Genomic DNA, 16,358 nt, shown 5'->3' on the forward strand with positions numbered 1-16,358 from the left:
CTGCGCCCGCGCATCGAGCGCGCCGACTTTCTGCGCCGCGCTCTGGGAGCGCTCGGCGAGCTGGCGCAGGCTCTGGGCGATCGCCTCGGCCGCTTCGCGGCTCACTTCGGCACGTTCGAAGGCCTGCTCGGCGGTTTCCCGGTCTTCGTCGCTGCGCTGCGCCAAGGTGCCGACACTACCCTGCACCTGGACAAGCGAGGTGTGAAACGCCTTGAATTCCTCGCTCACACGGCGCATGGCGTCGCTCTCCCAGCGGCAGCGATCGGCTTCGGCCTGGGCTTCTTCGAGCTGGCGGCGCAGGGTCGCGAGCTCGTTTTCCTTGCGACGAATCTCTTCGTCTAAAGACTGGATGCGGGACTCGAGCTCGCGCAGACGGTTTTTGTCGCCAAATAGCATGATTTTGCTCCCGGACATGGCATGGAAGCATATTACGGCATGCCTTGCCAAAACTTGAGGAAAAAATAGGCCGAAAAAACGCGGCAATTCTCCTAAAGTTCATGAAAGCGATGCCGTAATATAAACTATGGAAACTTCCACGGGAGTGGCGCGATGTCCGACCTACTCAAACGCATCGACGAGCGCACCAAGCTCGCCGGCACCAACAAGCTCGAGATCCTGCTCTTCACGCTCGGCGTGAGCAAGGTCACCAAGCGGCGCGAGACCTACGGCATCAACGTCTTCAAGGTGCGCGAGGTGATGAAGACCCCGCCCATCACCGCCGCGCCCGACATGCCGCCTGCCGTGAAAGGGGTGGTGAGCCTGCGCGGAGTGCTCGTGCCGGTGGTCGACCTGGGCGAATACGTCGGGGTGGAGCCCGGCAGCGAGCGCAACATCATGATCATCACCGAATACAACGGCAAGGTGCAGGGCTTCCTCGTCGAGTCGGTCGATACCATCCTGCGGCTCGACTGGTCGCAGATCCGCGTGCCGCCCGAGATGCTCACGGCCAAAACGGGCGGCCTGGTGACTGCGGTCACGGAGCTTCCCGATGGGCGCCTCGTGATGCTGCTCGACGTGGAGCGGGTGCTCTCCGACATCACCAAGTACGACGAGGCCGAAGATCTCTACGCCGGCATCGAGCCGCTTCCGGATGGCGACAAATACACCGTGTATTTCGCCGACGATTCGGCGGTGGCGCGCGACCAGATCGAGCGCACCCTGCAGAAGATGGGGGTGCGCTACGTCGGCGCGGTCAATGGCCGCATCGCCTGGGAGAATCTGGAAAAAGCCGCCGAGCGCGCCAAGATCACCGGTCGTCCCATCACCGACTTCGTCAGCGCCGTGATCACCGATATCGAGATGCCCGAGATGGATGGGTTCATCCTCACGAAGAAGATCAAATCCGACCGGCGCTTCACCGGCGTGCCGGTGTTGATGCATTCTTCTCTCTCGGGTATGCAGAACCAGTATCTGGGCAAATCGGTGGGCGTCGACGAATACGTCCCCAAATTCCATCCGCGCGAACTCGCCGAGACGCTGCAGCGCCTGTTCGCCAAACGTCAGGAAACCGCCAAGGAGGGCTGAAATGGCCAATCCGTCCGAACCCATGGTGATCGAACCGGAGCTGGTCGATCCCGAGGCCGAGAAAACGCCCGGGCGTTTCGAAGAGATCGAGGCGCGCGCGGGGCTCGCCGGCTCGAACCGCTTCGAGATCCTGCTCTTTTCCCTCGGGACGTCCGAGACCTTCGGCATCAACGTCTTCAAGGTGCGCGAGGTGATGGCCACGCCCTTCATCACGCGCGCACCCAACGTGCCGCCCGGCGTGGAAGGGCTGGTGAGCCTGCGGGGCAACGTGATCCCGGTGGTGTCGCTCGCCAAGGTGATGGAGCTCGCGCCGATGGACGATCGCATCGCACCGGCGATGATGGTGGCCGAATACTGCCGCAAAACGCTGGGATTCCTGGTCGATGCAGTCGATCGCATCATCCGGGTGGAATGGTCCAAGGTGCGCGAGCCGGAGAACGTCTCCTCGCAGGTGCACGGCATGATCACTTCCATCACCGAGCTGCCCGACGGGCGCCTGGTGTCGATCATCGACGTCGAGGCGGTGCTCGCCAAGACCTTCGGCGAGGCGGTGGTGGGCGTCATCCTGCCGATTCCCGACGGTCATCGCCGGCACGTCTTCTTCGTCGACGATTCGAGCGTGGCGCGCAAGAAGATCGCCGAGGTGCTCGACAAGCTCGGCGTCAAGCACACGCACGCCAACAACGGCATGGAAGCCTGGGAGCGGCTGCAAAGCATGGCCAATTTCGCCGAGCAGACGGGAACGGCCTTGCGCGATCAGCTCGACGTGATCCTCACCGACGCCGAGATGCCCGAGATGGACGGCTACGTGCTCACCAAGAACATCAAGGCCGATCCCCGCTTCGACGGTATTCCCGTGATCATGTATTCGTCGCTTACCTCGCAGGCCAACCGCGCCATGGGCGAGCGCGTGGGGGTCGACGGGTACGTGGAAAAATTCGACGCGCAGATGCTGGCCGAGACCTTGCGGCCGCTGCTGATGCGCTGACAAAGAACAACGGAGAATGCTAGATGGCGGACGACAAGACGCGCTTCCTGGTCGTGGATGACTTCTCGACGATGCGTCGTATCTTGCGCAACCTCTTGAAGGAGCTGGGCTACACCAACGTCGACGAGGCCGAGGACGGCGTGGCGGCGCTGCACAAGCTCGAGTCGCAGCCCTACGATTTCGTCATCACCGATTGGAACATGCCGAACATGGACGGGCTGACGCTGCTGCGCAAGATCCGCAGCAGCGACAAGCTCAAGCACCTGCCGGTGCTCATGGTCACCGCCGAGGCGAAGAAAGAGAACATCATCGCTGCGGCCCAGGCCGGGGCTTCCGGCTACATCGTCAAGCCCTTCACCGCGGCGGTGTTGGCCGAAAAAATCGATCGCATTTTCGAGAAAATGGGCAAGAAACCGGCCGGAGGATCGGCGCAATGAGCAAGAAAACGCCTGATGAGCGTTCCGCGGAACGCCAAACCGACTCGAGCGGCGACAACGACGAGCTGCAGGCGCTCTTCGACAGTATCGTCGGCTCGGCGGGCAGCGTGTCGGAGCCCGAAGAGTCCGCGCAAGGAGACAGTGACGAGTTGCAGGCGCTCTTCGACGCCGTGGCCCAGCAGTTCAGCGCCGACGCGGAAGGTGCGACGCAGGAGTCGCCAGCTGCGCCGGCGCCGGCGCCATCCAAAGTGCCGCACGATGATCTCGTTCAGCGCCTCGGCAAGGTGGCGCGCCAGCTGCACGAGGCGCTCAAGGAGCTGGGCTGCGAGACGGTCATCGCCGAAGCGGCCCAGGCCGTGCCCGATGCGCGCCAGCGCCTGCACTACATCGCGCAGATGACCGAACAGGCCGCCTCGCGCGTGCTCAACGCCACCGACATCGCGATTCCCCTGCAGAAGTCGCTTGCCGAGAAAGCCGAGGCGCTCAAGAAGCGTTGGGACGATCTCTTCGCCAACCGCCTCTCGCCGCAGGAATTCCGCGAGCTCGCCCACGACACCCGGGCTTTCCTCGTCGATGCGGCCGACACCTCGCGCGCGACCACGCAGCAGCTCATGGAAATCATGATGGCGCAGGATTTCCAGGATCTCACCGGCCAGGTGATCAAGAAAGTGATCGAGATCGTCGGCCGCATCGAGACGGAGCTGCTGCAGATCCTCATCGAGGCGATTCCGGAGGAGGCGCGGCCGAAGAAGGCGGTCGAAGTTTCGCTGATGAACGGGCCGGTGATCGACACGCGCAAGGAAGGTGTCATTACCTCGCAGGAAGAGGTGGACGATTTGTTGAAAAGCCTGGGCTTTTGAGGTGGCCTCGGCAATCAGTAAGGGAGAACGGCCGTGAGCGACTTTGCCGGAATGCAGGACCTGTTGCAGGATTTTCTCGTCGAGGCCGAGGACCTACTCTCGGGAGTCGACAACAAGCTCGTCGAACTCGAGCGCAACCCCGAGGATCGCGCGCTCTTGAACGAGATCTTCCGTGGATTCCACACCATCAAGGGAGGAGCGGGTTTCTTGGGGGCACAGGAGCTCGTCACCCTGTGCCATCTCACCGAAAACCTCTTCGACAAGCTGCGTAACGGCGAGCTGCATCTGAGCCCGGCGCTGATGGACGTGATCCTGGAAGCCACCGCGGCGGTGCGCGAGATGTTCGGCTATCTCGAACGCAGCGTCCAGCCGCCGCCGGCCGATCCGCAGTTGCTCGAACGCCTGCGGCTCGCCATCTCCGGCAAGCTGGAACAAGGCGCCGAGGCTGCCGCAACGGGTGCGACCCAGACCCAAACCAACGCGCAGCAGCCGAACGCGGCCGAACCGGACTGGGACGCGCTGCACGCCGCCGTGACCGGCGCGGGTGCAGCCGCCGCAAAGGCGCCGTCGGGTTCCGGGGGATCGGCTGCTCCGCCCAGCAACGAGGCCAAAGGGAAACCGGACGAAGAGGAGGGGCGGGCTGGCGTACCCGTGGCCGCAGCCCGGCGTCCGATGGTGCCGCTCGCGCGCAAGGAGACGGTGCAGCGCGAAACCGCCATCCGGGTCGACACCGCCCGGCTCGATCAGGTGCTCAATCTCGCCGGCGAGATCGGGCTCACCAAGAACCGCCTCACGGCCCTCAGGAGCGACATCCTCTCGGGCAAAACCGATCCGGATACGTTGCACGCGCTCGACGTGGCGGTCAACCAGCTCGACCTTCTCGTCTCCGACCTGCAAAACGCCGTCATGAAGACGCGCATGCAGCCCATCGGGCGCCTCTTTCAGAAATATCCCCGCATCGCGCGCGACCTGGCACGGCAGTTGGGCAAGGAAGTCGAGCTCGTCATCCAGGGGGAAGAGACCGAGATCGACAAGACCATGATCGAGGATCTCTCCGATCCGCTCATCCACCTCATCCGCAACGCAGTCGATCACGGCATCGAGATGCCCGATGAGCGCGTTGCCGTGGGCAAGCCGCCGCAGGGGACGGTGACGCTGGCCGCCAAGCAGGAAGGAGATCACATCGTCATAATCGTCGCCGACGACGGCCGTGGTATGGACCCCGAGAAGATCCGTGCCAAGGCGGTGGAGAAAGGGCTGATCACGCCGGAAGAGGCCAACAGCCTCGACGAGCGTCAGAGCCTGAACCTCATCTTCCTGCCCGGCTTTTCCATGGCCGACCGCGTCTCCGACGTCTCCGGCCGAGGGGTGGGCACTGACGTGGTGCGCACCAACATCACCAAGCTCAACGGCACCATCGACGTGCGCTCCGAAGTCGGGCGCGGCACCACCTTCATCATCAACCTGCCGCTCACCTTGGCGATCCTGCCGGTGTTGCTGGTGCGCCTGGGCGAGCAGCCTTTCGCCGTGCCGCTCTCCATGGTGCGCGAGATCCTGCCGATCCACCTCGACGAAGTGCGCGAGGTCGGCGGGCGGGCGACGCTCTTCGTGCGCGGCGAAGTACTGCCCATCCTGCCGCTGGCCAACCTCCTCAACTGGAGGCTGGAGCGTACCCCGGCCTATGGGGTGCTCATGCAGATGGCCGAATTCTCCTTCATCCTCGGCATCGACACCTTCGCTGGCCGTGAGGACGCGGTGATCAAGTCGCTGGAGGATTTCCGCCCCAAAGGCGTGGCCGGGGTGACCATCCTCTCGAACGGCCAGATCGTGCTGATCCTCGACATGAAGGAGCTCTTCGAGACCGGTACGGGCACCAAAGGGGTGAGCAAGGCCGCGCTCGAAGCGAAGAAAGCCGTCGCTTCGGCTTGAGGCAAAGGGTGCGCTGTAAGTGAAGGTAAAGGCGGCGGGCATGTCCCGCCGCCGTCGTTTCAGGCAAGGAGCGCGAGGAGCCGTTGCTGCGCCGCCTCGAACTGGGCCAGGCCCTGCTGCTGCAGCGTCTCTCCGATCGCCTCGAGGTCGATGTCGAGCCGGGCGCATCGCGCCCAGTGCGCCTGGGCAGCGTCGACGTCTTCCACGATCGTCGCGCCGCGCGCCTGGCCATGATCGAGGAGCGCCGTCAGCGTCGCCTCGGGCAGGGTATTGACCGTCTCCGGCCCCACCAGCGGTTCCACGTAAAGCAGATCCGGATAAGCGGGGTTCTTGGTGCTGGTGCTCGCCCACAGCGGCCGCTGCGCCCGGGCTCCGGCGCGGCGCAAGGAGCCGAAAGCGCCCTCGCCGAAATGCTGCAGAAAGTCCCGATAGGCGAGCTTGGCGAAGGCCACCGCGGTCTTGCCCTGCCAGTCGGGGCGTTCGGGCGCGCGCTCGGCAAGGAGCGCATCGACGGCCGTGTCGAGCCGGGAGAGGAAGAGGCTCGCCACGCCGAACATGGGTGCGAGCGGCCGGCCGGCGGCTTGACGTTGCTCGAGGCCACGCCGATAGGCCTCGACGACGCGCCGGTACTGCGTGCGCGAGAAGAGCAGCGTCACGTTGACGTTGATCCCCTCGGCGACGAGCGCTTCGAGCGCTTCGGCGCCGGCGGCGGTGCCGGGAATCTTGACGAGCAGATTGGGGCGTTCGATCGCGGCATGCACCCGCCGGGCGGCGGCGATCGTGCCGGCGGCATCGTGCGCGAGCGCCGGGTCCACTTCCAGGCTCACGTAGCCGCGCTCCCCGCCCGAGGCTTCCCACAGCGGAAGGAGCAGGTCGCAGGCGCGGCGCACGTCGGCGAAGGTGAGTCGCTCGAGCCGTTCCGGCGGCGGCAGCGACGTGCGGCGCAAGGCTTCGGCGTCTTCCCGATAGAGGGGGCTTTTGGCGATGGCGTTTTCGAAGATGGAAGGATTGGTCGTAATGCCGCTCACGCCGATTTCCAACAGCTGGGCGAGCCGTCCGCCCTCGAGGAGGTCGCGCGAGAGGTGGTCGAGCCAGATCTGCTGGCCGAGTTCGAGGAGCTGATGCAGCACGGTTCGGGTCGTCATGTGTCGTCTTCCAGGGCGTCGTCGCAGGAGCTTGCCAGAGGGGCCGCCAGGGCGGCGATCTTCGCCCTTAGCATATCATCTTCGTGCGGCGCCTCGACGAAGGAAAGCGCCTCTTCCCAGCCGAGCCGGCGGGCGAGCGTGGCGAAGGTCGCATCGAGCGCGTGCAGCGCGAGCAGTGCACCGCTGTCGGGGTAGCGCACCGCCAGATCGCAGCAGGTGAGCAGCAGGCGCGACACGCCCAGGTGCTCGCGCCACAGGCGGTTGTGTAAACCGTGACCGTAGGTGGTGTCGCCGATGAGGGGGTAGCCGGCATGGCGCAGATGGCGGCGGATCTGGTGCTGGCGTCCGCCGTCCGGATAGCAGGCCACGAGCGCGTAGCGGCTGGTGGGATGACGGTCGTTGGGCCAGGGCAGTTCGATCGTCGCCAGGCGCCGTAGCTCGGTGCACGCCGCTTTCTCCGCGTCGCGCGGCCCCGGCACGGTGCGGGCGATGCGCGACAGCGGCCGATCGATCGTCAGGGTTTCGGGCGGATGCCCCCGCACCACGGCGAGGTAGCGCTTCGCCACGCGCCGGCCGGCGAAGTCGGCGGCCAGGGCGGCGGCAGCGGCTGCGTCGAGCGCGAAGAGCACCGGCCCGGAGGTCGGTTTGTCGAGGCGATGGACGGGGAAGACATGCCGGCCGAGGCGACCGCGCAGCCAGCGCATCAGGATGCGGGATTCGCGCGCGTCGAGCTCGGTGGGATGGACCAGCCAGCCGGAGGGCTTGAAAACGGCGACGAGCCGTTCGTCCTCATGCAGGAGCGAAGGCTCGTCGCGCTGGGGCGCCGCTGGGTTCAGGGCGTCAGGCGGCGTAATTGCGCTCCGCGAACTCCCAGTTGACCAGGTGTTCGAGGAAGGCGGTGACGAAGTCGGCGCGGCGGTTGCGGTAGTCGATGTAGTAGGCGTGCTCCCACACGTCGATGCACAGCAGCGGCGTATCACCCGTGGTGAGCGGCGTGCCGGCCGCGCCCATGTTGACCACGTCGACCGAACCATCGGCTTTCTTCACCAGCCACGTCCAGCCGGAGCCGAAGTTGCCCACGGCGCTGGTGTGGAAGACTTTCTTGAATTCGTCGAAGCTGCCCCATTTGGCCTTGATGGCATCGAGCAGGGCTCCTTTGGGCTCACCGCCGCCGTTGGGCTTCATGCAGTGCCAGAAGAAGGTGTGGTTCCAGGTCTGCGCCGCGTTGTTGTAGATCGGGCCGGCCGGGGCTTTCTTGACGATGGACTCGAGGTCCATGTTCTCGTATTCCGTGCCCTTGATGAGGTTGTTGAGGTTGGTGACGTAGGCCTGATGGTGCTTGCCGTAGTGGTACTCCATCGTCTCTTCGGAGATGTAGGGGGCAAGCGCGTTTTTCGGGTAGGGCAGTTCGGGCAGTTTGTGTTCCATGTTCTCTCTCCTTTGCGTGAAGGGCCGGCGTTCGGTCCGGCGAGGGGGTGAGGAAAAACCTTTACTATTTTAGTCGGACTTTTCCACCCCGACAACCTCGGCCATGGCACGGCCATCGTGGAATTCGAGGCGGATGTCTTGCCTTTCGGCGAGTTGCCCCGTGCTCGTGAGCACCTGCCCGGCGGTGTCGCTCACCAGCACATAACCGCGTTCCAGCACCGCCTTGGGGTCGAGCGCTTCGAGTCGATCGGCGAGGCGTTCGATGCGCCGATGCTGGGCTTCGATCGCCTGCGCTGCCGCCCGCGGCAAGCGCTGCGCGAAGGCGTCGAGCCGGGCGCGGTGTCCGGCGAGCGTGGGCCGGGCGGCGGCAAGGCGCCGGTGCAGCGCATCGAGCCGCAGCCGCGATTCGGCGAGCGTGCGCCGCTGCGCCGCCGTAAGCCGCGCGTGCAGCCCTTCGAGCCGTCGCCGGGCCTCGGACAGGCGCGCCGCGGGGTGGGTGAGGCGCAGCTGCAGGCGGTCGAGTCGCTGGTTTTCGGTGAGCAGACGCTCGCGCAGCGCCCGCTGCAGGCGCCGCGCCAGCAGATCGAGTTCGAGCGGCAGTTCGGTCCAGCCTTGGCTCAGCAGCATCGCTGCGCCGGTGGGGGTGGGGGCGCGCACGTCGGCCACCAGATCGGCGATGCTCACGTCGGCTTCGTGCCCGACGCCGCTCACGATCGGCACGGGGCTTGCGGCGATCGCGCGGGCAAGCGCCTCGTCGTTGTAGGCCATGAGATCTTCGGGGCTGCCGCCGCCGCGCACGAGCAGTGCCGCTTCGATGCCGAGCCGCGCCGCAGCCTCGCCAAGGAGTGCAAGCGCTGCCACCATTTGCGCCGGCGCTTCCGCGCCTTGCACCAGCGTGGGCAGCAGCACGATCTCGACGAGGGGGGCGCGCTGGCGCAGCGTGCGCAGCACGTCATGGATGGCGTCCCCTGCCGGCGAGGTGATGAGGGCGATGCGCCGCGGCCGGCGCGGCAGGGGCCGCTTCCTTTCAGCGGCGAAGAGCCCCTCGGCTTCGAGCTTGGCTCTGACGGCGAGGAAACGCTGCCACAGCAGACCGGCGCCGGCCGGCTTGAGGCCGCGCACCACCAGCTGGTACTCGCCTCGAGGGGCATAGACGCTCAGCTCGCCCGCTGCCTCCACGCTGTGTCCCTCGGCGAGTAGCCGTGCGAACATCGTCGCCTGACGCCGCCACAGCACGCAGCGTAGCGCCGCGGTTTCGTCCTTGAGCGTGAAGTAGCAGTGCCCCGAGGCGGCGAGGGTGAGGCCGGAGATCTCGCCGATGACGTTGACCTCGGAGAACCCCGTTTCGAGGCACTCCTTGATGCGCTGTGTGAGCTGGCCGACGGTTTCGGCAGGAGGGACGAAGAGGGTGGGATCGGGCTTCATGCGCGCGATTGTACCGGGGTTTCATCCCCATCGGGACACGGGATGTCACGGCACGGTAACTTTGCTCCGGAAGACCTTGATCCACAGGCTGTTTTTCCTAATCGATTGATTTTCAATGTAAAAATTTGTTGCTGAAAAATGTGGCAGAGTGAGCTTCCTCGCGTGGGTGCAGGGGTTATGCCTGCTTTTGTCCGTTCATGCACAAAGTTATCCACAGACTTTGTGGAAGAGCGAAAAACCTCGAAACGACGCGCCTCCGGTTCGAGCGTATAATGCCGGACGCAACGCATCCGTGAAAGGAATTTCTTCCGTGTGGTCGGTGATACAGGCTTCTGGTTGGCCGATCTGGCCGCTTCTGCTCGCCTCCATCCTGGCGGTGGCGATCATCATCGAACGCGCCTGGACGCTGCGGCGCAAGCGCATCAATCCGCCGGGGCTGCTCGATTCGGTGCTCGAGGAGCTGCGCCGGGGCGCTTCCCCACTGGAACTGGCACAGCGGCTGGAAGGGCATTCTCCTCTGGGCCGCGTGTTGGCGGCGGGGCTGCGCAACTACGGTTCCTCGCGCGAGGTGATGAAAGAAGCGATCGAGGATGCCGGCCGGGTGGTGGCGCACGAGCTCGAACGCTATCTCACGGCGCTGGGGACCATCGCGGCCATCTCGCCGCTGCTGGGCCTGCTCGGCACCATCGTGGGGATGATCGAGATCTTCGCGTCGCAGTCGGCGGCCGGCGCCAATCCCCAGCAGCTGGCGCACGGCATCTCGGTGGCGCTCAACACCACCGGGCTCGGCCTCATCATCGCCATTCCCGCGACCATCTTCTGGCGCCATTTCCGTGCCTACGTCGATTCCCTGGTGATCGAGATGGAGCAGGAGGCAGTGCGTCTGGTGGAAGTGGCGCACGGGGAGCGGGCAAGGAACGCGTCATGAAGTTCCGTGACCGCGGCGACTCCTGTGAGGAGCCCTACATCAGCCTGGTGCCGCTCATCGATGTGGTGCTGGTGATCCTGATCTTTCTGAGCGTGACGACCACCTTTTCCCAGACGGCGCAGCTCAAGATCGATCTTCCCGAGGCCGACGCGGCGGTGCCGGCCGACGCCGCGCCCAAGGAATGGGTGGTGGCGATCACCGCCGACGGAGCCGTGTTCGTCGGCGAGCGCGCCGTGGGACTCGGCAGCGTGGAGGACATCGAATCGGCGCTCAGGGCGGTGATCCCTTCCGGATCGCAGCCGACCATCATCATCGAAGCGGACGCCAAGACGCCGCACCAGCGCGTGATCGACGTGATGCGCGCGGCCCAGCGTGCCGGCTTCGACAGGCTCACTTTCTCCGTCGAGCGCGTCGAATCGCGATGATCTCGGCGCCGGCGTGGTGGTCGCATCGCGGCGCCGTGGCGCTGGCGCTTCTTCCTTTCTCCTGGCTCTTCGGCCTTGCGGTGCGGCTGCGCGCGCTCGCCTATCGCCACGGCTGGCTGCGGCGCTGCCGGCCGCCGGTGTTCGTGCTGGTGGTGGGAAATCTCAACGTGGGTGGCAGCGGCAAGACGCCGGTGGTCGCGGCGCTCGCCCGCGCGCTCGAGGCGCGAGGTGTGCGCTGCGGCATCGTCAGCCGCGGCTATGGCGGTAACCTCGAGGGAACGGCGGAAGTGCCGGCCGAGGGCGATCCCGCCTGCTATGGCGACGAGCCGGTGCTGCTCGCACGCGAAGCGCAGGTGCCGGTGGTGGTGGGGCGCGCGCGCTGCGCCGCCGTGGCCGAGCTGCTGCGGCGCCATCCCGACGTGCGTCTGGTAGTTGCCGACGACGGCCTGCAGCATCTGCGGCTCCAGCGCGACTTCGAGCTCGTGGTGCTCGATCGGGGCGCTTTGGGCAACGGCTGGCTGCTGCCGGCCGGGCCCTTGCGCGAGCCGCTCTCGCGCCTGCGCACGGTCGATGCCGTGGTGGCGCACGACCCGCGGCAGGTGCGCACTCTGGTGCCGGCCGGGGTGCCGCTTCACGGGCTGCGGCTCGAACCCGAAGCGCTCGTCTCGCTCGACGACCCTTCGCGCAGGCTGCCGCTTGCGGCGCTTTCCGGACGGCGGGTGCATGCCGTGGCGGGCATCGGCCGACCGGAGCGCTTCTTCGCCACGCTGCGCGCCCTGGGCGCCGAGGTGGTGCCGCACGCCTTTCCCGATCACCACCCCTACACGGCGGAGGATCTGGACTTCGGCGCTCCTGGCGAGTGGCGGATTTTCACCAGCAAGGATGCGGTAAAATGCCGGGCATACGCGCGGCCGCACGATTGGGTGCTGACGGTGCGCGCCCGGCTCGACGAGACGCTCGTCGAGCGCATTCTGGAGCGAATACATGGACACTCGTCTGCTGGACGTGCTGGTATGCCCGCTGTGCAAGGGGCCGCTCAAATACGACCGTGAGCGGCAGGAGCTCGTCTGCCGCGCCGATCGTCTGGCCTATCCAATCCGCGACGGCATCCCGGTGATGCTCGCCGACGAGGCGCGCCCGATGACGGCCGAGGAAGTCGAGGCGCTCAAGTGAGCGGGTTTCGCGTGGTGATCCCGGCGCGGCTCGCGTCCACGCGCCTGCCGAACAAGCCACTCGTCGATCTCGCCGGCAAACCGATGGTGGTGCGGGTGTGGGAGCGGGCCGTGGCGAGCGGCGCCGACGAAGTGTGGGTAGCGACCGACGCACCGGAAGTGGCGGCCGCGGTGGAGCAGGCCGGCGGCCGGGCGATCCTCACGCGCGCCGACCACGCCTCCGGCACCGACCGGCTCGCCGAGGTGGTCGAGCGCCTGGGCTGGGAGAACGAGGCGATCGTGGTGAACGTGCAGGGCGACGAGCCGCTGATCGATCCGGACGCGATCCGCACAGCGGCCCAGGTGCTCGCGCTCACGCCCGAGGCGGCGATCGCCACGCTGGCGCATCCCATCGACTCGGTGGAAGAATTCTTCGACCCGAATGCGGTGAAGGTGGTGTGCGACGCCACGGGACGGGCGCTCTATTTTTCCCGGGCGCCGCTGCCCTGGGGGCGGGACGCTTTCGCCGCCGGGCGTCCGGCGCGCCTGCCCGAGGGGCTGCCAGCCTTGCGCCACGTCGGTTTGTACGCTTACCGGGCTGTTTTCCTGCGCGCGTTCTCCAGGCTCGCGCCTTGCGCACTGGAGCGGTTCGAGATGCTGGAGCAGTTGCGCGCTCTGTGGTACGGATACACCATCCAGATCAAAGTGCTCGACTCGGCCCCGGCGCCCGGCATCGATACGCCGCAGGACCTGGAGCGGGTACGTCGCATGCTCGCCGGGGCCGCATGAAGACCGGCTACTTCCGTTTTCGTCGTCAATCATAAAGGAGAGGGGATCGTGCGCTTGATTCTTCTGGGACCGCCCGGCGCGGGCAAAGGGACGCAGGCTACCATCATCAAGGAGAAGTTCGGTATTCCGCAGATCTCCACCGGCGACATGCTGCGCGCCGCGGTGAAGGCGGGAACGCCGCTGGGGCTCGCGGCGAAGAAGGTGATGGACGAAGGCGGACTGGTTTCCGACGACATCATCATCGGCCTGGTGCGCGAGCGTCTGCAGCAGCCCGACTGCCAGGCGGGCTACCTGTTCGACGGCTTCCCGCGCACGATCGCGCAGGCCGAGGCGCTCAAGGAAGGCGGCATCCCGCTCGATTACGTGCTGGTGATCGAGGTGCCCGACGAGGAGATCATCGATCGCATGAGCGGCCGCCTGGTGCATCCGGCGTCCGGCCGCACCTATCACGTGCGCTACAACCCACCCAAGGTGCCGGGCAAGGACGACGTCACCGGCGAGCCGCTCGTGCAGCGCGACGACGACCGCGAAGAAGTGGTGCGCAAGCGCCTGGCGGTCTATCACGAGCAGACGAAACCGCTCATCGCCTATTACGAGGCGTGGGCGGAAAGCGGTGATCCCGCCGCGCCCAAGGTGCGCAAGGTCTCGGGTCTGGGGCCGGTGGAAGAAGTGACGCAGCGCATCCTGGAGGCGCTCTCCAGCTGACGAAGGCGCGGGGGCGATCGGTCACGCATGGCGCAACGGCATCCTTCCGCATGGCCTCTCGACCAGATGTCTTGCCTGCTGCCCGGACAGCAGCGCGAGCTCGACGTCGTCGAAGCCCTCGTGCACGACCTGCCGGAAGACTGGCAGGTCTTCCACGGCATCCCTTGGCAAAACGACGTCAACGGCTTCTTGCAGCTCGGCGAATGGGATGTCGTGGTCGTCTCTCCGGCAGGTCATCTGGCGATCCTGGAGATCAAGGCGGGAGAGATCGACTGGACCCCCAAAGGCCCGGTGAAACGCTACGCCGGCACCGGGCGCAAAAATATCTCCTCGCAATGCCGCCTGCAGCATCAGGCAATGATCCAGAAGCTGCGCAAGGCGGGAATCGACGCATACGTGGCGCATGCCCTGGTGCTTCCCGACGTGAGCGTGCCGGCAAACGCCGAGACGGCGCATTACCCGCGCAGCCGCATCGTCGATGCCGCTGCCGTGCCGTATCTGGGAACGCTCCTCGGCGAGTGGTTGCGCAGCACGCCGATCGACCCGCAGCGGGTCGCCAAAGTGAGCGCCTTTCTGCGAGACGAATTGCGCCTCGCGATCGATCCCCGCGCGTTCGCCGGTGCGCTGCGCAGCACGACCATCGCCTTGCAGGCAGGGCTGGCGAGCACGCTCACCCGGCTCGAACTTCCGGCGGCGAGCGCCCTGTGCATCCAGGCCGTCGCCGGCTCGGGCAAGACCCTGCTCGCCCGCCAGTGGCTCGAACAGGCCAGACGCCGCGGCACGCGCTGGGGCTACATGTGCTTCAACCGCATGCTCGCCGATGCGCTGCGCGCCTCGATCCCGGAAGCGGAGGCAGACATCGCCACCTTCCACGAAAGAGCCATCTCCGCCTTGCGTCGCCAGCGCAAAACCACCGAGCATCTCGACTTCACCGATTCCCGTACCTTCGACGCTGCGGTCGCAGCGCTCGCGCAGGATCGGGATTGGGCGCAGGGACTCGACGGACTCATTCTCGACGAAGCCGCCGATTTGAAACCCGAGTGGTTCGCCGCCCTGCGTCGCAGTGTTTCCCCCGATACCCGCTGGTTGGTACTTTTCGATGCCGATCAACGGGTGCATCCCCACACCCTCGGCACGGCCCCGTGGTGGGAGACGGAACTGCCACAGGCGATCCGCTTCAGCGCCCGCGAGAACTTCCGCTCGCCGCGTGCCCTGGTCGAAACCCTCAATCTGCTCGAACTCACCGGAGAACCCCTCCTCGCGCGTCATCCCTTTGCCGGCGAGCCGCCAGAATTCGAGGTCTACCCCGACGCCGACCCGGCCGCGCCGCTGCGAGCTACCGAAACCGTCCTCGAGCGCTGGTTCGCCGAAGGGATCGCGCCGCAAGACGTTGCCGTATTGAGTTTTCAGGGGCGGAGGCACAGCGCGATCCTTGCGCAGGACACGCTCGCTGGTTGCCGCGTGCGGCGCTTCACGGGGCGGTTCGATGCCCAGGGTGCTCCCTGCTGGAGCGAAGGCGAACTCCTCGTCGATACCGTCCTGCGTTTCAAGGGGCTCTCCGCTCCGGCGGTGCTGCTCACCGAAACCGACTGGGCGCAGTTCGATGAATCCGTGCGCCGGCGGCTCTATGTCGCGCTCACCCGCGCCGAATGGCGCGCCGCCGTGGTGCTCAGCGAACGGGCAGAGCGCGATGTGAAAGCGCAGCTGGAAAAGGAGTCCTGAATCCAACGCTGCCATAATCACGCCTGAGCGCTGAGGCCACAGCGGCCGTGGGCAAGCCTGCCGTGCTTGCCGAAACATATAAAATTTTGTATAATCCAACCATGGCTACCAAGCCCATCGAATTTCGGGGAAATTCTCTCGATGACCTTCGCGCTTTTCCGTTATCGGCCAAGCGTGAGGCGGGCTATCAGCTCGATCGGGTGCAGAATGGCCTTGAGCCGGACGACTGGAAGCCCCTGAACACCGTGGGCCTAGGTGTGCGTGAGATTCGAATTCGGGATGCTGCTGGGGCGTTTCGGGTCGTCTATGTTGCCAAGTTCACTGATGCCGTCTATGTGCTTCACTGTTTTCAGAAGAAGACGGAGAAGACCAGCAAAGCCGATCTGGACTTGGCAAAGAAACGCTATCAGGAGTTGTTGAAGGAGATCGGCCAATGAGCAACCAACGATTCGCCAGTGTCTGGGATGCCCTCGAGGATACCCCGGAAGAAGCGGAAAACATGAAGCTGCGCTCTGCGCTGATGACGGCGTTGAAGGACCACATCGCCCGCACGGGGATGAGCCAGGCACAAGCGGCCAAGCTTTTCGGCGTGACACAACCGCGTGTCTCCGATCTGATGCGCGGCAAAATCGAACTCTTTAGCCTCGATACGCTGGTGAACATGGCAACGGCTGCTGGGCTTCATATTGAAATGCGGGTACTCGAAACCACCTGATTTACTTGTCAGGTCCCTGACGATTACGCGGTATTTTTATGTCGACCCTGCCGTTCGTTTTGCGGACGGCAGGGTCGAATGGCTCAACGGCCGCATCAGCGAAGTGCTTGCCACCCACCGCTTCGATAGCCGAGCCTCGTTGGAGGCGACGATTCAGCGCTACGTCTGGCTGTACAATCACCACATC

Annotated in this window: 19 protein-coding genes and 1 pseudogene; 15 read left to right on the forward strand and 5 right to left on the reverse strand. The window is 65.7% G+C overall.

Annotated elements, in window-relative coordinates:
• The coding region (locus tag OA56_RS05740; RefSeq protein ID WP_461583996.1) for a hypothetical protein at nucleotides 1-396 on the reverse strand (396 nt) is incomplete at its 3' end.
• A gap of 153 nt (nucleotides 397-549) precedes the next feature.
• On the opposite strand from OA56_RS05740, the gene OA56_RS05745 reads away from it, so the two are divergent.
• Genes OA56_RS05745 through OA56_RS05765 form a run of 5 tightly spaced genes read left to right on the forward strand, consistent with a single transcriptional unit; the run spans nucleotide 550 to nucleotide 5,738 of the window.
• The gene (locus OA56_RS05745) at nucleotides 550-1,524 is read left to right on the forward strand and encodes a chemotaxis protein (RefSeq protein WP_461583998.1); all 975 of its coding nucleotides are present in this window, start codon (nucleotides 550-552) and stop codon (nucleotides 1,522-1,524) included.
• A gap of 22 nt (nucleotides 1,525-1,546) precedes the next feature.
• Complete coding sequence (locus OA56_RS05750) at nucleotides 1,547-2,512, forward strand: chemotaxis protein (RefSeq protein ID WP_461584019.1); 966 nt, start codon at nucleotides 1,547-1,549, stop codon at nucleotides 2,510-2,512.
• 23 nt (nucleotides 2,513-2,535) lie between these two features.
• Nucleotides 2,536-2,949: a chemotaxis response regulator CheY gene (gene cheY / locus OA56_RS05755; protein ID WP_055423744.1), complete on the forward strand. Its 414-nt coding sequence runs from the start codon at nucleotides 2,536-2,538 to the stop codon at nucleotides 2,947-2,949.
• Nucleotides 2,946-3,809: a protein phosphatase CheZ gene (gene cheZ / locus OA56_RS05760; RefSeq protein WP_461584000.1), complete on the forward strand. Its 864-nt coding sequence runs from the start codon at nucleotides 2,946-2,948 to the stop codon at nucleotides 3,807-3,809. The genes cheY and cheZ overlap by 4 nt, the downstream gene beginning before the upstream one ends.
• A gap of 51 nt (nucleotides 3,810-3,860) precedes the next feature.
• Entirely contained in the window at nucleotides 3,861-5,738 is a 1,878-nt protein-coding gene (locus OA56_RS05765; RefSeq protein WP_461584021.1) for a chemotaxis protein CheA, read from the forward strand.
• A 59-nt stretch (nucleotides 5,739-5,797) separates the two neighbouring features.
• Here OA56_RS05765 and tal read toward each other — a convergent pair whose 3' ends face one another.
• The 4 genes from tal to xseA form a co-directional block, all read right to left on the reverse strand.
• Entirely contained in the window at nucleotides 5,798-6,883 is a 1,086-nt protein-coding gene (tal, locus tag OA56_RS05770) for a transaldolase (RefSeq protein WP_461584002.1), read from the reverse strand.
• Nucleotides 6,880-7,737 carry a pseudouridine synthase gene (locus OA56_RS05775; RefSeq protein WP_232424753.1) on the reverse strand — a complete coding sequence of 286 codons (858 nt, stop codon included), beginning with the start codon at nucleotides 7,735-7,737 and terminating at the stop codon, nucleotides 6,880-6,882. The genes tal and OA56_RS05775 overlap by 4 nt, the downstream gene beginning before the upstream one ends.
• Nucleotides 7,724-8,311, reverse strand: coding sequence for a superoxide dismutase (locus OA56_RS05780; RefSeq protein ID WP_055423747.1), 588 nt, complete (start codon nucleotides 8,309-8,311; stop codon nucleotides 7,724-7,726). Before OA56_RS05780 ends, OA56_RS05775 begins: the two co-directional genes overlap by 14 nt.
• Before the next feature lie 69 nt (nucleotides 8,312-8,380).
• Nucleotides 8,381-9,736, reverse strand: a complete 1,356-nt coding sequence (gene xseA / locus OA56_RS05785) for an exodeoxyribonuclease VII large subunit (protein WP_055423748.1) — start codon at nucleotides 9,734-9,736, stop codon at nucleotides 8,381-8,383.
• 310 nt (nucleotides 9,737-10,046) lie between these two features.
• Between xseA and OA56_RS05790 the strand changes: the two genes are divergently transcribed.
• The 10 genes and pseudogenes from OA56_RS05790 to OA56_RS05835 form a co-directional block, all read left to right on the forward strand.
• Complete coding sequence (locus OA56_RS05790) at nucleotides 10,047-10,664, forward strand: MotA/TolQ/ExbB proton channel family protein (protein WP_461584005.1); 618 nt, start codon at nucleotides 10,047-10,049, stop codon at nucleotides 10,662-10,664.
• Nucleotides 10,661-11,089, forward strand: coding sequence for an ExbD/TolR family protein (locus tag OA56_RS05795; RefSeq protein WP_461584007.1), 429 nt, complete (start codon nucleotides 10,661-10,663; stop codon nucleotides 11,087-11,089). The genes OA56_RS05790 and OA56_RS05795 overlap by 4 nt, the downstream gene beginning before the upstream one ends.
• Nucleotides 11,086-12,141, forward strand: coding sequence for a tetraacyldisaccharide 4'-kinase (gene lpxK, locus OA56_RS05800; protein WP_461584009.1), 1,056 nt, complete (start codon nucleotides 11,086-11,088; stop codon nucleotides 12,139-12,141). Before OA56_RS05795 ends, lpxK begins: the two co-directional genes overlap by 4 nt.
• Complete coding sequence (locus tag OA56_RS05805) at nucleotides 12,074-12,262, forward strand: Trm112 family protein (protein ID WP_461584011.1); 189 nt, start codon at nucleotides 12,074-12,076, stop codon at nucleotides 12,260-12,262. The genes lpxK and OA56_RS05805 overlap by 68 nt, the downstream gene beginning before the upstream one ends.
• On the forward strand, nucleotides 12,259-13,029 hold the full coding sequence (gene kdsB / locus OA56_RS05810) for a 3-deoxy-manno-octulosonate cytidylyltransferase (RefSeq protein ID WP_055423753.1): 771 nt from the start codon (nucleotides 12,259-12,261) through the stop codon (nucleotides 13,027-13,029). The genes OA56_RS05805 and kdsB overlap by 4 nt, the downstream gene beginning before the upstream one ends.
• A gap of 48 nt (nucleotides 13,030-13,077) precedes the next feature.
• A complete protein-coding gene (gene adk / locus OA56_RS05815) occupies nucleotides 13,078-13,734 on the forward strand; it encodes an adenylate kinase (protein ID WP_461584013.1) in 657 nt (218 codons plus the stop codon).
• A gap of 27 nt (nucleotides 13,735-13,761) precedes the next feature.
• The gene (locus OA56_RS05820; protein WP_461584015.1) at nucleotides 13,762-15,456 is read left to right on the forward strand and encodes a nuclease-related domain-containing DEAD/DEAH box helicase; all 1,695 of its coding nucleotides are present in this window, start codon (nucleotides 13,762-13,764) and stop codon (nucleotides 15,454-15,456) included.
• Between the two features lie 101 nt (nucleotides 15,457-15,557).
• Complete coding sequence (locus OA56_RS05825) at nucleotides 15,558-15,893, forward strand: type II toxin-antitoxin system RelE/ParE family toxin (protein ID WP_461584023.1); 336 nt, start codon at nucleotides 15,558-15,560, stop codon at nucleotides 15,891-15,893.
• Nucleotides 15,890-16,171, forward strand: coding sequence for a helix-turn-helix domain-containing protein (locus OA56_RS05830; RefSeq protein ID WP_461584017.1), 282 nt, complete (start codon nucleotides 15,890-15,892; stop codon nucleotides 16,169-16,171). Before OA56_RS05825 ends, OA56_RS05830 begins: the two co-directional genes overlap by 4 nt.
• 64 nt (nucleotides 16,172-16,235) lie before the next feature.
• Nucleotides 16,236-16,358, forward strand: a pseudogene (locus OA56_RS05835) (IS481 family transposase); the annotation flags it as partial.

It is taken from the genome of Tepidiphilus sp. HLB4, from assembly GCF_054823945.1.

Excerpts from the sequence above, each read along its gene's own strand:
- OA56_RS05745 (WP_461583998.1), top strand. The coding sequence starts at position 550 with ATGTCCGACCTACTCAAACGCATCGACGAGCGCACCAAGCTCGCCGGC.
- OA56_RS05750 (WP_461584019.1), top strand. The coding sequence starts at position 1,547 with ATGGTGATCGAACCGGAGCTGGTCGATCCCGAGGCCGAGAAAACGCCC.
- cheY (WP_055423744.1), top strand. The coding sequence starts at position 2,536 with ATGGCGGACGACAAGACGCGCTTCCTGGTCGTGGATGACTTCTCGACG.
- cheZ (WP_461584000.1), top strand. The coding sequence starts at position 2,946 with ATGAGCAAGAAAACGCCTGATGAGCGTTCCGCGGAACGCCAAACCGAC.
- OA56_RS05765 (WP_461584021.1), top strand. The coding sequence starts at position 3,861 with ATGCAGGACCTGTTGCAGGATTTTCTCGTCGAGGCCGAGGACCTACTC.
- tal (WP_461584002.1), bottom strand. The coding sequence starts at position 6,883 with ATGACGACCCGAACCGTGCTGCATCAGCTCCTCGAACTCGGCCAGCAG.
- OA56_RS05780 (WP_055423747.1), bottom strand. The coding sequence starts at position 8,311 with ATGGAACACAAACTGCCCGAACTGCCCTACCCGAAAAACGCGCTTGCC.
- xseA (WP_055423748.1), bottom strand. The coding sequence starts at position 9,736 with ATGAAGCCCGATCCCACCCTCTTCGTCCCTCCTGCCGAAACCGTCGGC.
- OA56_RS05795 (WP_461584007.1), top strand. The coding sequence starts at position 10,661 with ATGAAGTTCCGTGACCGCGGCGACTCCTGTGAGGAGCCCTACATCAGC.
- lpxK (WP_461584009.1), top strand. The coding sequence starts at position 11,086 with ATGATCTCGGCGCCGGCGTGGTGGTCGCATCGCGGCGCCGTGGCGCTG.
- OA56_RS05805 (WP_461584011.1), top strand. The coding sequence starts at position 12,074 with ATGGACACTCGTCTGCTGGACGTGCTGGTATGCCCGCTGTGCAAGGGG.
- OA56_RS05820 (WP_461584015.1), top strand. The coding sequence starts at position 13,762 with ATGGCGCAACGGCATCCTTCCGCATGGCCTCTCGACCAGATGTCTTGC.
- OA56_RS05825 (WP_461584023.1), top strand. The coding sequence starts at position 15,558 with ATGGCTACCAAGCCCATCGAATTTCGGGGAAATTCTCTCGATGACCTT.
- OA56_RS05830 (WP_461584017.1), top strand. The coding sequence starts at position 15,890 with ATGAGCAACCAACGATTCGCCAGTGTCTGGGATGCCCTCGAGGATACC.